This window comes from Haemophilus sp. Marseille-P9675 (assembly GCF_916862695.1).
In the GTDB taxonomy this organism is placed as follows: domain Bacteria; phylum Pseudomonadota; class Gammaproteobacteria; order Enterobacterales; family Pasteurellaceae; genus Haemophilus; species Haemophilus haemolyticus_K.
Genome location: NZ_CAKASP010000001.1, coordinates 1 through 15,656 on the forward strand (window position 1 = coordinate 1; position 15,656 = coordinate 15,656).

The window sequence follows — 15,656 nt, forward strand, 5'->3', positions numbered from 1 at the left end:
GAACATAGATAGAAGTTAGAATAAAAGTTATCAAAGAATTATCCTGGCGGCGATAGTGCGGTGGAACCACCTGACACCATACCGAACTCAGAAGTGAAACGCTGTAATGCCGATGGTAGTGTGGGGCTTCCCCATGTGAGAGTAGGGCACCGCCAGGTTACTAAATACAAAGCTAAATTAAATAAAATAAAATAAAATAAAAACAGAAGAACCCCAGTTGAGCTACTGGGGTTTTTGTTTTTTATAATTTATTCATTATTTAAAGAAAAGAATTAAAGTAGAAAATAGAAATCTTATTTCAACAACGAGTTTTTATTTTTGTATTGCCTACAATGTAGTTTTAATAAATATACCTATTTATATCATTTAGAGTTTTGATTTTTCATATTTTTCAAATAGACTTTATATATTCATTTCTAATCTCATCCATTATGCTTAAAAATTTAAACGAAATAACTTCAAGTATTATCGCTGATCCTCAAAATAAAGATTTTACACAACGTGGAATTTTTCCTTTATTTTCGGCCCCTAAAACAGCTAGGATTAATATTGTTGGTCAAGCACCTGGATTAAAGGCTGAGCAAACTCGTTTATATTGGAATGATAAAAGCGGTGATCGTCTGCGTGATTGGCTAGGTGTGGATTACGATTATTTTTATAATTCAGGGATATTTGCGGTTCTTCCTATGGATTTCTATTATCCTGGAAAAGGAAAATCTGGAGACTTACCTCCAAGGTCTGGGTTTGCAGAAAAATGGCATCCCCAGATTCTAGAAAATTTACCGAATATTCAGTTAACCCTTTTGATTGGTCAATATGCACAGAAATTTTACCTTTCGGATAATAAAAATAACGTAACTGAAACAGTTAAAAATTATCAAAAATTTTTACCGCACTTTATTCCTTTAGTTCATCCTTCACCTAGAAATCAATTTTGGATAGAAAGAAATCCTTGGTTTGGCGAAAAGGTCATTCCCGATTTGCAAAAATTAGTGAAGCGTATCATCAATGAATCAAAAGGGTAGTTGTCATATTTTTACTTTTTTCAATCTTAAGGCATTTATCAATACAGAAATTGAACTCATCGCCATCGCGGCGCCTGCAATGACTGGATTTAGAAAACCGAAAGCTGCAAGGGGGATGCCGAGAATATTGTAAATCAAAGCAAAAAATAGATTTTGTTTGATATTTTTCAAGGTTGCTCTTGCAATAAAAAGCGCATCCACAAGTTGATTCACCGAATGTTGCATAAGCGTTGCTGAGGCCGTTTGTTCTGCAATATCTGAACCTGATTTCATTGCAAAACTGACGTTTGCAGCGGCTAAAGCAGGCGCATCATTTATTCCATCACCTACCATTGCTACAACATGACCTAGAGCTTTCAGCTTTTGAATTTGTTCCGCCTTATCTCTAGGACTAAGTCCACCAAACGCTTTCTTAATGCCGAGCTGTTTTGCTATGTAATCCACGACAGATTGTTGATCGCCACTCATAATTACTACATCAATATTTTGCTGTTGTAAGCGTTGAATGGCATGCAAGCTATCGTTTTTTAAGGTGTCCGTCAGCGCAAATGCTCCAATAGGTTCATCATTTATAGATACCGCGACAATGCTCGCAATTTGCCAGATATCCTCTAAATTTTTAGGTAAGATTAAACCGCAATAATCTGGTTTACCGACTTTTATTGTTCCCACTTGTTCTAATTTGGCTTGAATTCCTTGACCAACCTCCATCTTTGCGAAAAGTGCGGTAGGAATTTCTAACATTTTTTGTTCTGCTGCGTGCACAATAGCTTTTGCAATTGGGTGGTTAGCTTGTTGCTCAACGGCTGCGGCAAAACGATACAAATCGTCTTCAGAATGCACCGAACTTTGTGGTTGCCATAGTGCTGAAATTTCAAGCTCTCCCTTTGTTAGTGTGCCAGTTTTATCAAGTACAACGGTATCCACATGGGCAGTTCCCTCCATTGCTGCCGCATCTTTAAACCATACGCCAGCATTGACCGCTTTACCTAAACCAACCATTATGGCTGCTGGTGTGGCTAATCCCAAGGCACAAGGGCAAGCAATCACAAGCACGGATACCGCGTGAATAAGTGAAGATACACTATCATTCGTCAGAATGTAAGTGAGAGTGAAAGTAACAAGTGAAATCAGTAATACAGCAGGTACAAACACCGACGCAACTTTGTCAGCAAATCGTGCAATTGGCGCTTTTGAGCCTTGCGCATCAGATAATGCATTCATCATATCGCCAAGTAAGGTTTGGCTACCAAGTTGATTCGCTCGGTAGATAATAGAACCTTCTGTTACCATCGCCCCCGCTAATACTTTTCCACCTTTCTGTTTTTCTTCTGGACGAGATTCGCCTGTTAAATGGCTTTCATCACACCACCCATTTCCACTTTCAATTATGCCGTCTGCCGCAATACGCTCGCCTTGATTCGCACGAATGATTTCGCCGATATTGACTTGGTCAAGTGCAATTTCAGTCCATTTGTCATTACGTAGAGCGGTGACTTTTTTTGGTGTCAGTTGCAAGAGCATGCTTAAACTATTTAAGCTGTGCTTTTTAGTGCGCTCTTCAAGAAATTTTCCAAGACTGACAAAACCAATTACCATAACAGAAGCTTCAAAGTACACATGTCTCATTGCATGATTGGCGTGGTAAAGCAACATGAAAGCAGAATAAATATAAATGGTGAGCGTTCCTGTACTGACCAGTACATCCATATTGGCAAGTCCACCACGAATACTACCGATGGCTCCGCGATAAAATGGAATGGCTAACCAAAGTTGCACAATGCTCGCTAACGCAAATTGCCAAATCGGGGGCAACATCAAATTATGTGAGCCACTCATCATGCCAAGCATACCAATCAGAAATGGAATATTGATTATCCAAAGTATGATTAATCGCCAAGGAATTGATGTATTTTTTTCTTCTATTGGTAATTCATTGGCTTGTTTGATATGAGCAGAAAAACCTGTTTTATGAATAATCTCTATAATTTGAGTTTCGCTTGCTTGCGTAGAGTCAAATACAACTTGTGCTTCTTCGGCGGCAAAATTCACTCCAGCTTGTTGCACAAATGGTTTTTTATTTAAAACTTTTTCAATACGATTGGCACAAGATTGGCAGGTCATCCCACCAATCTGAATCGAAATTTTTTTACTCTGTGGCATCAAATCCGGCATCTTCAATTACCTCAATCAACTGTGCAACATTGACTCGATTTTCATCAAAAGTAATATTTGCTTTACCTTCTAATTGCACAACAGCAGACTGTACGCCATCTAATTCAGTTAAAACTCGAGTAACGCTTTTTACGCAACCGCCGCAATGCATGCCTTCTATGTTTAATGTGATTGTTTTCATTTTTACTCCTTGTTAGTCGTTTTATTGATGGCTACACTATAAACCTTTACGTTAGGTTAAGGTCAAGAAATTTTTTATGAATATTAGTGAAGCTGCCAAATTAGTAGGTTTATCTACGAAACAAATCCGTGATTATGAAAAAATGGGTTTAATTAAACCCGCTGTTCGCAGTTTGTCAGGCTATCGAAATTATGGAGAAAGTGATTTAGAAAGATTGCATTTTATTCGCCACTCACGCGATGTGGGATTTTCGCTACATCAAATCGCACAATTATTAGAACTACAAGATAATCCTAAGCGTAGCAGCCGCGAAGTGAAAGCGCTAACAGCTCAACATATTGCGACATTAAATCAACAAATAGAACAGTTACAAAAAATGGTACAAGAATTGCAGCGTTGGCATGATAATTGTCAGGGCAATGACTGCCCTGAATGTTCAATTTTGAATGGATTAAAAGGATAAATGAAAAGTGCGGTTAATATTCCCAGCTTTCTGGATCAACACCTAATTCACGCATAAGCACTTTGGCATCTTCGGGAATTTCATCATTACGCTCTTTCATTAAATCTGCATCGGTGGGCAAAGGTTGACCGGTGAATGCATGCAAAAATGCTTCGCAAAGTAATTCACTGTTGGTTGCATGACGTAAACTTTTTAATTGGCGGCGAGTGCGTTCATTCGTCAAAATTTCCAATACTTTGATTGGAATAGACACAGTGATTTTTTTTACTTGCTCGCTTTTTTTGCCATGTTCTGCATAAGGGCTGATATATTTTCCGTCCCAATCTGCCATAATTTACCTTAGTGCTTATTGATAACCTTACAAATTGTCCGTATTCTAATGAAAAATCAAATAAATAACAATCTAGACGGCTAAACTTCTATGTTAAAAAGAGAAAGAAAAGTGCGGTAGTTTTTTAGATTAAATATAAATAAACGCTAGACAGTACAGGGTTTTAGTGATAATTTACGCTTCATTCAAAGGGCATATGCCCACCATTCGAATCATCAATTCTTATTAATTCCAATATTTATTCATTATGCATTTAACTGAACTTAAAAATACCCCTGTTTCTGATCTTGTGAAACTTGGCGAAGAACAAATGGGCTTAGAGAATTTAGCTCGTTTGCGTAAACAAGATATTGTCTTTGCAATTTTAAAACAGCACGCCAAAAGCGGTGAAGATATTTTCGGCGGTGGCGTGTTAGAAATTTTACCGGATGGTTTCGGTTTCCTTCGTTCTGCCGACAGTTCCTACCTTGCAGGCCCTGATGATATCTATGTTTCCCCAAGTCAAATTCGTCGTTTTAATCTTCAAACTGGTGATAAAATCGAAGGTAAAATTCGTCCACCCAAAGAGGGTGAACGCTATTTTGCACTTTTAAAAGTTGATCAAGTTAATGATGACAAACCTGAAGTTTCTCGTAGCAAAATCTTATTTGAAAACTTAACTCCATTACATGCTAACTCTCGTTTAAGAATGGAGCGAGGCAATGGCTCAACAGAAGATTTAACTGCACGTATTTTGGATTTAGCATCACCAATTGGTAAAGGTCAACGTGGTTTGATTGTTGCTCCGCCAAAAGCAGGTAAAACCATGTTGCTGCAAAATATTGCGCAAAGTATCACGCATAATTATCCTGATGTAGAGCTTATCGTATTATTGATTGATGAACGCCCAGAAGAAGTGACAGAAATGCAACGTTCAGTAAAAGGCGAAGTCATTGCGTCTACTTTTGATGAGCCTGCAACTCGTCATGTTCAAGTGGCAGAAATGGTAATCGAAAAAGCGAAACGTTCAGTAGAGCATAAAAAAGATGTAGTGATTCTGCTTGATTCTATTACACGTTTAGCGCGCGCTTACAATACGGTAACCCCTGCTTCAGGTAAAATTTTGTCTGGTGGTGTGGATGCTAATGCGTTGCATCGTCCAAAACGTTTCTTTGGTGCTGCACGTAACGTGGAAGAAGGCGGCAGCTTAACTATTATTGCGACTGCGCTAGTTGATACCGGTTCGAAAATGGATGAAGTTATTTTCGAAGAATTTAAAGGTACAGGTAATATGGAATTACACCTTTCTCGTAAAATTGCAGAAAAACGTGTATTCCCTGCAATTGATTTCAATCGTTCAGGTACTCGTAAGGAAGATTTACTTACTTCACCTGAAGAGCTTCAAAAAATGTGGATTCTACGTAAAATTCTTAATCCTATGGGAGAGGTAGAAGCAATGGAATTCCTTATTGATAAACTTATGGTTGCAAAAACCAATGAAGAGTTTTTTGAAGTAATGAAACGTTCATAGAAAGAAATATTCTAAAACTCTTTTATATAGTCGGTACTCTTATAGGAGTACCGATTTTTTATTGTTCGAATTTACCGCACTTTTTATAAAAAAATTTTAACTTGATCACAATTTTAGAATTTGCTCTTTGAGATTCTCTATTTATCGGCATAACATAATACTCAAATTTTGTTAGGGCATATTTTGCTCTGCAAATTGACAAATTTAAATAATTTATGCTTTGGAGCAAACTATGAAACCAACAGAAAAACTCAAATGGAACAAATTTGATGCAACATGGATGTTAAACCTTTTCGGTACGGCGGTTGGCGCTGGCGTCTTATTCCTACCGATTAACGCAGGGATGGGTGGATTTTGGCCATTAGTTTTAATGGCAATTATCGTCGGACCAATGACCTATTTTGCTCACCGTGGTTTAGCCTATTTTGTACTTTCATCAAAAAATCCTGGCAGCGATATTACTGAAGTAGTTGAAGAACACTTTGGTAAAACAGCGGGTAAACTTATCACCCTACTTTATTTCTTTGCTATTTTCCCTATTCTTTTAATTTACGGTAACGGTATTACTAACACGGTCGATTCTTTCATTGTGAATCAACTTGGCATGGCGTCACCAAACCGAGCGATTCTCTCTTTTGTATTAATTGCAATATTGATTTCCGTTATGCTATTTAATGAAAAAGTGATGTTAAAAATCACAGAATGGCTTGTTTACCCGTTAGTATTAATTTTATTCGCACTTTCTATTTACTTAATTCCAGAATGGAATGGTGCGATGTTACATGAATTCCCAACAGCAGGCGGTTTCGTCACAACATTATGGCTTACTATTCCTGTATTGGTATTCTCATTTAACCATTCACCAGCAATTTCATCTTTCACTTGCTCACAATTCCGTGAATACAAAACTTTCGATGGTGCAGAACGCCATATCGGCCATACAGAAAAAGGCACCTCAACGATTTTGTTATTCTTTGTAATGTTCTTCGTATTTAGCTGCGTATTGACATTAACACCTGAAGAATTAGTGGCAGCAAAAGCACAAAATATCAGTATTTTGTCTTTCTTAGCGAATAAATTTGATAATCCATATATCTCTTATTTTGGCCCGCTTGTTGCATTCTTAGCGATTACGAGCTCATTCTTCGGTCACTATATGGGCGCACGTGAAGGCTTAGAAGGCTTATATTTGAAAATGAAAGGCGAATCTGTAAATCGTAAAAAACTCAATTATGCGACCGCACTTTTCTTCTTATTAACTTTATGGGGCGTTGCGATTATTAATCCAAGTATCTTAGGCTTAATCGAATCTCTTGGTGGTCCAATCATTGCGATGATTTTGTTTATCATGCCAATGTACGCGATTCGCAAAATCCCAGCGATGAAACGCTACAGCGGACGTTTCAGCAATGTTTTTGTAACGATTATGGGATTAATCGCTATCTCTGCGGTTGTTTATGGATTATTATAAACGCCCTTTAAAGTTTAGCGAATTTTGAGAAATTTATGATTAGCGTATTTGATATGTTTAAAGTGGGAATTGGGCCATCCAGTTCCCACACTGTCGGTCCGATGAAAGCCGGCAAACAATTTATAGACGACTTAATTGAACGAAATCAGTTTGAACAAACCGCTGAAATTCATGTGGATGTTTATGGTTCTCTTTCAATGACAGGGAGAGGCCATAGTACGGATATCGCCATCATCATGGGGTTAGCGGGTTATTTACCACATAATGTGGATATCGATATGATTTCAGGTTTCATCGAGAAAGTGAAACAAACTGCGCTTTTACCAATTAATGTTGGTCAAAAAACGGTAAAATTTGATTTTGAAAATAATCTCATTTTCCACCGCACTTTTTTAAAATTGCATGAAAATGGCATGACAATTACCGCTCTTGATGAAAATCGCACAGAGCTTTATCGCCAAACCTATTATTCGATCGGTGGTGGTTTTATTGTCGATGAAGCCCATTTTGGTCAAGAAGAAAAAAACACAGTCCAAGTGCCTTATCCTTACAAAAATGCAGAAGATATTTTGAAACATTGCAGTGATAACGGCTTAATGCTTTCCACTGTGATGTTGGAAAATGAAGTCGCCTTGCATGGCAAAGAAGCTGTCAGTGCTCATTTAGAGAATGTCTGGAAGACGATGCAAGCTTGTATCGAACATGGTATTCATACTGAAGGGATTTTACCTGGGCCATTACGAGTGCCACGTCGTGCAGCATCCCTTTATCGTATGTTGCAAGCAAATACTAATTTGTCCAACGATCCAATGCGTGTGATCGACTGGGTTAATATGTTTGCGCTTGCTGTCAATGAAGAAAATGCAGCGGGTGGACGCGTAGTCACAGCGCCAACCAACGGTGCATGCGGGATTATTCCAGCAGTATTAGCTTACTATGAGAAGTTCATCTCACCATTAACGCCTGAGATTATTGAACGCTATTTATTAGCAGCAGGAATGATTGGTTCACTTTATAAAATGAATGCTTCGATTTCTGGCGCAGAAGTGGGTTGCCAAGGTGAAGTGGGTGTAGCATGTTCAATGGCTGCTGCGGGACTGGCTGAAATTTTGGGTGGTAATCCACTGCAAGTATGCATCGCAGCTGAAATTGCAATGGAGCATAACTTAGGATTAACTTGCGATCCGGTGGGAGGCCAAGTTCAAGTACCTTGTATCGAACGTAATGCAATTGCTTCAGTAAAAGCAATCAATGCATCACGAATGGCTTTACGCCGTACCACTAATCCAAGAGTAACCTTGGATAAAGTGATTGAAACAATGTACGAAACAGGCAAAGACATGAACGCCAAATATCGCGAAACATCTCAGGGCGGACTAGCAGTTAAGATTGTGTGTTCTTAGTATAGGTAAAAAAGGATTGAGCAATGCTCAATCCTTTTCATTTTGTTAACAACAAATATCTTGTACCACAAATTGAAGTGAATGGCGCGTAAATTGTTGCTTTTTTCGATGTTTTAAACGTCTTAAACGTGAATTTCGAGATAAAGAGGTTTGTTGTAAATTGGTTTTCTTTTTAAGAAAAGTTTTGCGTTTTAACATTTTATTTATCCTTTTTTCCTTTTATTTCTTCTGCATTTTCAATCGCACTTTCGTTGTTGGCATTATCATTCATTGTTTGATTTTCTTGGACTCGATGATAATTCACAATGCTATTCATATAGCGGCGAATATTTTCTACATATTGATGCGCTTCATAGCCTCGAGCATAGCCGTATTTGAGTTGGGAATAATAACGTTTTTCTGCTAATAAAGGCAGGTTTTTTTTCACATCGAGCCAATTATCTGGATTTCCGCCAAGATTTTTGGTTAAACGACGCGCATCAATTAAGTGGCCAAGCCCCATGTTATAGGCGGCTAAGGCAAACCAAATTCTTTCTTCTTTTTCAATGGTTTCTGGAATTTGACTAATCAGCCAGTGTAAATATTCTGATCCCGCTTTAATGCTTTGTTCAGGATCTGTTCTATCGCTGATTTTCATATGTTGCGCGGTATCTTTAGTTAACATCATTATGCCACGCACACCCGTAGGCGATGTTGCATCAGGATTCCAATGAGACTCTTGATAAGCGATGGCCGCGAGTAATCGCCAATCTAATTCGCCTTTATATTTTTCAAAGAGCGGTGAGAATTGTGGCAGTGTATTTTCAATTGCGTTCATATAAGAGCGCGTATCCACGTAATCAAATTGTGAAATATGCCCTAAATATTTTTCTTTTAAATTATCCACTAGCCCTGTTTCTTGTGCATTATTCATAAAATTGAGTAAGGCAGCTTGCAGATCATTGTAGGCATTATTTGGTAAATACCAGTGAATGTTTGCTTCATCAGTAATATCAAAGGCAATGGCTAATTCTGGTTTGATTTGTTGGATCGCCGCAATATCAATCGAATTTGCAATAACGTAAGGAATTTTTCCTTCAGACAGCTGTAGCAATAGTTCTTCTTGAGTAAACGCTTGATTTCTTTTCCAAGTTAATTGTGGATATTGTTTTTGTAATTCTTTTAGTTTTTCTTCTAATGATGAATTGTTAGCGATATAAATTTCTTTCTTGATATCGCCTAGATTTTTAGGGCGTTGTTCATTTTTTCGATAAGCTAATTGCCATGAAGCGGAATGATATGCTGGGCCAATTTGGAAACGTTCTGCATGATTAGGATGATATAAAAGGTGAGCCGCAGCTAAATCAATATTATGTTTATCTAGCTCATTAAATAATTGTTCTTGATTATCGAAAGTTTTAATTTCGAGTTCTACACCTAGTGAATCAGCAAATGCTTTAGCCAATTCATATTCAAAGCCTCGTTCTCTGTCTTTATTTATAAAATAAGAAATAGGATTGTTCATTGTGCCCACAATGAGTGAGCCTCGTTCTTGAATTGCTGTATAGTGGTTTTCTTCAGCATGGCGTAAAAATTGCCATGGGAATACCATATCTATAGCCCAAAGCAATAAAGCCAAGGCAGTAATAATACGTAAAAAGAGACCTTTCAATGATTTTTCCTATATAAAAAGCTTGCGGGATTGTAGCTAGAATTTAAGCAATAGACAATAAAAAGCCCCTTGAGGTTCAAGGGGCTAAGTTTTGTTTACCGAATAGTGCTAAATTTTAAATGATGCAAAAAACATTAGGAAATAGCACTATTCTTTATATCGCAAGGATACTATCCTCGACGATCACGGCGTGGTTTATCGCTAAAAGAGCGGTTACTTTTTTCATTAAATTTACGATTTCCACGATTGTCATTACTGCGTTCATTACGTCCGCGTTCTCCACGGAAATCGCCACCACGGCCTTTACGTTTACCATTAAAATCATCACCACCACGAGAACTATCAGACTTCACAGCACCTAAGAAAGACATTTGCATTTGTTTATTCAATACGCGTGTTTTACCGAATTGTTGAAGTAATTCTTTCGGCATACCTTGTGGCAATTCAACGGTCGTGTAGTCATCATAAAGTTTGATATGACCAATATAGCGGCTATTGATATCACCTTCGTTAGCAATCGCACCCACGATATGGCGAACTTCTACGCCATCAGCACGACCCACTTCAATACGATATAAATCCATTGGTTGTGGATTTCCGTAGCCTTTACGTTCGCCACGACGTTCAGCTGAACGTGGATTTTCACGGCGATCACCTCGTTCATTACGTTCACGACGACGTTTTTCCATTGGCGGATCTGGAGGAAGAATTAATTTTTGTTTACCTTGAAGCAGCATCAACATTGCTGCAGCAATATCTTCTTGATCCTGATCGGCTGTAAATAAGTCTTCTAATAAACTACGATATTGCTCTAAATCGTGATGCTCGAGTTGTTTCGTAATTTTTGCGACGAATTTTTTGCGGCGGCATTCTTGTAACACAAGATGATTTGGCAATTCTACTTCATTGATACCTTTTTTCATTAGGTGTTCAATATTACGCAGTAAACGACGCTCGCGAGGTTCAACAAACAATAAAGCACGACCAGAACGACCTGCACGACCAGTACGGCCAATTCGGTGCACATAAGATTCTGCATCAAGTGGAATGTCGTAGTTCACCACAAGGCTGATGCGTTCAATATCAATACCGCGTGCGGCCACATCGGTTGCCACAACAATATCTAAACTGCCGTTACGTAAGCGATCGAGGGTTTGTTCGCGGAGTTGTTGTGTCATATCACCATTAAGTGCGGCAGAACGGAAACCATTTTTTTCAAGTAGTTCTGTAATGTCTAACGTACCGGTTTTAGTGCGAGCAAAGATAATCGCTGCATCAAAATTTTCCACTTCTAAGAAACGAAGAAGGGCTTCGTTTTTACGCACGCCGTGCACATACCAACAACTTTGCTCAATATCTGGAGCATTTTCGTTATTAACTTTGATCTTCACTTCTTTCGGATCATTCATAAAACGTTTCGTAATACGACGGATCGGTTCAGGCATTGTTGCAGAGAATAACGCTGTTTGGTGATTTTCTGGTAATTCTGCCATGACAGTTTCTACATCATCAATGAAACCCATACGTAGCATTTCATCAGCTTCATCTAATACGATAAAACGAAGTTCAGAAAGATTTAATGTGCCGCGACGAATATGGTCAAGAATACGACCTGGTGTACCCACAACCACTTGTGCGCCTTGTTTTAATGCACGAAGTTGGATGTCATAACGTTGGCCACCATATAAAGTAACAATGCGGGAGCCATGAGCATATTTAACAAATTGTTCGCACGCATCGGCAACTTGAATAGCAAGTTCGCGAGTAGGCGCCATCACTAACATTTGTGGATGTTTTTCACTTGGATTGATTTGCGCTAATAAAGGCAGAGCAAAAGCGGCGGTTTTACCACTACCTGTTTGTGCCATACCTAGCACATCATTGCCACTGAGCAAATGCGGAATACAAGCTTGTTGAATTGGAGAAGGGGTTTCAAAACCTAAGTCAGAAACAGCTTTTAAGATGAACTCAGGTAAGCCTAAGTCATTAAAAGTAATTTTGTCAGTCATTAAAATACTCGAATATAAATAAGGAAAGCTCAAAGAGGCCTTCGGTTTATTAAGTTGAGCAGAGCGAATGAATTTTTCTATTCGTTCTACTGCAAAGAGCGGTGAGTTTTGGATTGATTTTTAGAAAACAATCGCTTTTGTTACCGCACTTTTCTCTTCTTTTTCGTCTTCTGTTTGAACCGGTTTTAATTTCATGAGTTCAAACGCGGCAAAACGATACTCAACAAAGTTATAAACCTGATTTGCCATAGCTAGTTTAAATAAAGCTGCTGCTTCATCTACTAGCCCTACATTGAGTTTTTGTTTTGCTAGATAAAAATAGGTTTCTGTGAGAATTTCAGCATATTGTTGTGAATTTTCAGCAAATTCACTTGCACGTTGTTGTAATTCTTCTACAGAGATGCGTCCTAAGTAATATTGAACGATGTGTGTACCCCAGAAGTCCTCTGATAGCCCTTTTGCTCGTTCAACAAGGTTTTTTTGGGCTTCTTGTGGTTTTAATTTTTGTTCGTTCAAATATAGCCATAAGACACGATAGGGATCTTTTGTATCGGCTTGGTAGAACTGTAAGAAATCTTGCTGAGCAAGATGGTAGCGCCCTACATAATAAAAATTTAAACCGCGATTAAGGTGGGTATAGTCATAACTTGAGTCTAATTCAAACACAGTATTGAAAGCTTCCAATGCGCCGTCGTAATCTTCTTCAAGCAATAAATAAAGCCCTAAGTAATTGTACACAGATGCCATTTTAGGCTGTAATGCAAGGGCTTGAGTAAAATCGTAACGAGCAAGTCCCCATAATCCAAGGGAATCATAGAGTACGCCACGTTCAAAATGTAGTGATGCACGTTCTTCATTACTCATTTTTCCAACGAGTAGTACTTGGCTTAATCGCACGATCATCACTTCTTGTTCAAAGTGAGTATTCGGGTTTTGTTCAGCCAACACGACATGATTTTTAGACACAAAACCACTCCTAGACTGAACACAGCCTGCAAGGAGTAAGATCGCACATAAGCTAAATAAATAGACTATAAAATTGCGAGATAAGCGAAAACACCGCATTTGCTTTCTTTATGCCTAAAAGTTGGAAAACAACAAAACTTGGCAGCAGTTGCTACCAAGTTTTGATTCGATATTCCAAGATTATTCCTGTTCTTCTACAGAATCTTCTTGGTTAATTTCAGTTTCTTGTTTTGGAGCCAAGTCTTTCATTGTTAAACGAATACGACCTTGACGATCGATTTCAACAACTTTTACATTTACTTCTTGGCCCACTTGGAGGTAATCACTCACTTTCTCTACACGCTCTTCAGCAATTTGAGAAATATGAACTAAACCTTCTTTATTTCCAACGATTGCTACGAATGCACCAAAATCAGCAAGGCGAGTCACTTTACCTTTGTAAATTGCGCCAGCTTCAACTTCTGCAACGATTTCTTCAATACGTCCCATTACGTTTTTCGCTGCATTGCTGTCTACTGCGGCAATTTTCACTGTACCATCATCGTCGATATCGATAGAAGTACCAGTTTCTTCAGTTAATGAACGAATTGTTGCGCCACCTTTACCAATGACATCTTTGATTTTCTTAGGATCAATTTTCATTGTATAGATGCGCGGCGCATAATCGGAGATATCCGCGCGTGGAGCAGGGATTGCTTGTTCCATTACACCAAGAATGTGCATACGTGCACTTTTCGCTTGGTTTAATGCAATTTGCATAATTTCAGGGGTGATACCTTCAATTTTGATATCCATTTGAAGTGCGGTGACACCTTCGCGTGTACCCGCTACTTTAAAGTCCATATCACCTAAGTGGTCTTCATCACCTAAGATATCTGAAAGCACCACGAATTTCTCTTCTTCTTTCACTAAGCCCATTGCGATACCTGCAACAGCGGCTTTGATTGGTACACCTGCATCCATTAATGCTAAAGATGCACCACATACAGACGCCATAGAAGAAGAACCGTTAGATTCAGTGATTTCAGATACAACACGTACAACATACGGGAATTCTGCAAGGCTCGGCATAACCGCCGCTACACCACGTTTTGCTAAACGACCGTGACCGATTTCACGACGTTTTGGCGAGCCGATCATACCAGTTTCACCTACAGAGTATGGAGGGAAGTTGTAGTGGAATAAGAAGTGATCTTGACGTTCACCTGTTAATTCATCAATGATTTGTGCATCACGTTCAGTACCTAACGTTGCAACGGCTAATGCTTGTGTTTCACCACGGGTGAAAATTGCAGAACCGTGAGTACGAGGTAATACACCTGTGCAGATATCTAATGCACGAACGGTATCAACGGTACGGCCGTCAATACGCGGTTCACCCGCAATGATACGGCCACGGACGATTTGGCTTTCAAGTGCGGTGAAAATATCTACGATTTTACCTTCGCTGATTTCTTCATCTTCAGCTGTGATTTGTGCAATCACATCCGCTTTAATCGCATCGATTTGTTCGTAACGTGCTTGTTTTTCAGTAATGCGGTATGCATCGCCTAAACGTGCTTCAGCAATCGCTTTTACTTTGTTGATTAAATCTGTGTCTGGTTGTGGAGCAACCCAATCCCAACGTGGTTTACCCGCCTCTTTCGCGAATTCTTTAATTGCTTCAATCACAACTTGTTGTTGTTGATGACCGAATACGACCGCCGCTAACATTTGTTCTTCAGTTAAAATATCAGCTTCAGATTCAACCATTAATACGGCTTTGTCTGTACCTGCAACCACTAAGTCTAAACGGCTCTGTTTTTGTTCAGCTATCGTTGGGTTTAATACGAATTGATTGTCGATAAAACCAACACGTGCTGCACCGATAGGGCCGTTGAAAGGCACGCCAGATAAAGTTAATGCTGCAGAAGCACCAATCATTGCCACTAAGTCTGGGCTGATTTGTGGGTTTACAGAAACCACAGTTGCCACAACTTGGATTTCGTTGAAGAAACCTTCAGGGAATAATGGACGAATTGGACGGTCGATTAAACGTGCAATCAAAGTTTCGCCTTCAGATGGACGACCTTCACGTTTGAAGAAACCACCTGGGATTTTACCCGCCGCATAAGTACGCTCTTGGTAGTTTACGGTTAATGGGAAGAAGTCTTGACCTTCTTTCACATCTTTTTTAGCCACAACAGTAACGAATACCGTGGTATCGTCCATGCTTGCCATAACCGCAGCCGTTGCTTGACGTGCAATCGCGCCGGTTTCTAGAGTAACGGTATGTTGACCGTATTTAAATTGTTTAACAATTGGATTCACAATGTTTCCCTTAAAATTTATATTAAAAACAATGCCTTATTTTCCAGATTGCGACTAGCAAAAGAAATCTTTTGTAAAAATAACCGCCGAGCGCTTAAAATTGCTTTTGATAGCCGCACGCTAATGTAGAAAATAAAGCCTAGGCATTATACAGAGGTTTT

At 38.9% G+C, this 15,656-nt stretch carries 13 protein-coding genes and 1 rRNA gene; 6 read left to right on the plus strand and 8 right to left on the minus strand.

From position 1 onward, the window contains the following. Positions 1-42: 42 nt before the first annotated feature. Together rrf and LIX50_RS00010 are read left to right on the plus strand one after the other, a co-directional pair. Positions 43-158, plus strand: a 5S ribosomal RNA gene (rrf, locus tag LIX50_RS00005). Positions 159-431: 273 nt separating this feature from the next. Then, positions 432-1,025, plus strand: a complete 594-nt coding sequence (locus tag LIX50_RS00010; RefSeq protein WP_048954299.1) for a uracil-DNA glycosylase family protein — start codon at positions 432-434, stop codon at positions 1,023-1,025. A 3-nt stretch (positions 1,026-1,028) separates the two neighbouring features. Here LIX50_RS00010 and LIX50_RS00015 read toward each other — a convergent pair whose 3' ends face one another. Both LIX50_RS00015 and LIX50_RS00020 read right to left on the minus strand, forming a co-directional pair. Then, the gene (locus LIX50_RS00015; protein WP_048954297.1) at positions 1,029-3,200 is read right to left on the minus strand and encodes a heavy metal translocating P-type ATPase; all 2,172 of its coding nucleotides are present in this window, start codon (positions 3,198-3,200) and stop codon (positions 1,029-1,031) included. Further along, positions 3,175-3,381: a heavy-metal-associated domain-containing protein gene (locus tag LIX50_RS00020; protein ID WP_048954296.1), complete on the minus strand. Its 207-nt coding sequence runs from the start codon at positions 3,379-3,381 to the stop codon at positions 3,175-3,177. The genes LIX50_RS00015 and LIX50_RS00020 overlap by 26 nt, the downstream gene beginning before the upstream one ends. A 76-nt stretch (positions 3,382-3,457) precedes the next feature. Between LIX50_RS00020 and cueR the strand changes: the two genes are divergently transcribed. Continuing rightward, positions 3,458-3,844, plus strand: a complete 387-nt coding sequence (gene cueR / locus LIX50_RS00025; RefSeq protein ID WP_005629546.1) for a Cu(I)-responsive transcriptional regulator — start codon at positions 3,458-3,460, stop codon at positions 3,842-3,844. Between the two features lie 13 nt (positions 3,845-3,857). Here cueR and metJ read toward each other — a convergent pair whose 3' ends face one another. Next, positions 3,858-4,175 (minus strand): met regulon transcriptional regulator MetJ, encoded by a 318-nt coding sequence (gene metJ, locus LIX50_RS00030; RefSeq protein ID WP_005634287.1) that lies wholly within the window; start codon positions 4,173-4,175, stop codon positions 3,858-3,860. A gap of 247 nt (positions 4,176-4,422) precedes the next feature. Between metJ and rho the strand changes: the two genes are divergently transcribed. From rho to LIX50_RS00045, 3 genes are all read left to right on the plus strand, one after another. Beyond that, positions 4,423-5,685, plus strand: a complete 1,263-nt coding sequence (gene rho / locus LIX50_RS00035) for a transcription termination factor Rho (RefSeq protein WP_048954295.1) — start codon at positions 4,423-4,425, stop codon at positions 5,683-5,685. Between the two features lie 232 nt (positions 5,686-5,917). After that, positions 5,918-7,156, plus strand: a complete 1,239-nt coding sequence (locus LIX50_RS00040; RefSeq protein ID WP_048954294.1) for an HAAAP family serine/threonine permease — start codon at positions 5,918-5,920, stop codon at positions 7,154-7,156. A 35-nt stretch (positions 7,157-7,191) separates the two neighbouring features. Further along, the gene (locus LIX50_RS00045; protein ID WP_048954293.1) at positions 7,192-8,559 is read left to right on the plus strand and encodes an L-serine ammonia-lyase; all 1,368 of its coding nucleotides are present in this window, start codon (positions 7,192-7,194) and stop codon (positions 8,557-8,559) included. A gap of 45 nt (positions 8,560-8,604) precedes the next feature. Here LIX50_RS00045 and LIX50_RS00050 read toward each other — a convergent pair whose 3' ends face one another. The 5 genes from LIX50_RS00050 to pnp form a co-directional block, all read right to left on the minus strand. After that, positions 8,605-8,757, minus strand: a complete 153-nt coding sequence (locus LIX50_RS00050) for a hypothetical protein (RefSeq protein WP_165818712.1) — start codon at positions 8,755-8,757, stop codon at positions 8,605-8,607. Between the two features lies 1 nt (position 8,758). Continuing rightward, complete coding sequence (gene mltF, locus LIX50_RS00055) at positions 8,759-10,210, minus strand: membrane-bound lytic murein transglycosylase MltF (RefSeq protein ID WP_048954292.1); 1,452 nt, start codon at positions 10,208-10,210, stop codon at positions 8,759-8,761. Positions 10,211-10,380: 170 nt separating this feature from the next. Beyond that, the gene (locus LIX50_RS00060; RefSeq protein WP_048954291.1) at positions 10,381-12,219 is read right to left on the minus strand and encodes a DEAD/DEAH box helicase; all 1,839 of its coding nucleotides are present in this window, start codon (positions 12,217-12,219) and stop codon (positions 10,381-10,383) included. A gap of 120 nt (positions 12,220-12,339) precedes the next feature. Continuing rightward, positions 12,340-13,284 carry a lipoprotein NlpI gene (gene nlpI, locus LIX50_RS00065; protein WP_048954290.1) on the minus strand — a complete coding sequence of 315 codons (945 nt, stop codon included), beginning with the start codon at positions 13,282-13,284 and terminating at the stop codon, positions 12,340-12,342. A gap of 81 nt (positions 13,285-13,365) precedes the next feature. Next, positions 13,366-15,495, minus strand: a complete 2,130-nt coding sequence (gene pnp / locus LIX50_RS00070; RefSeq protein ID WP_048954288.1) for a polyribonucleotide nucleotidyltransferase — start codon at positions 15,493-15,495, stop codon at positions 13,366-13,368. Positions 15,496-15,656 lie beyond the last annotated feature (161 nt).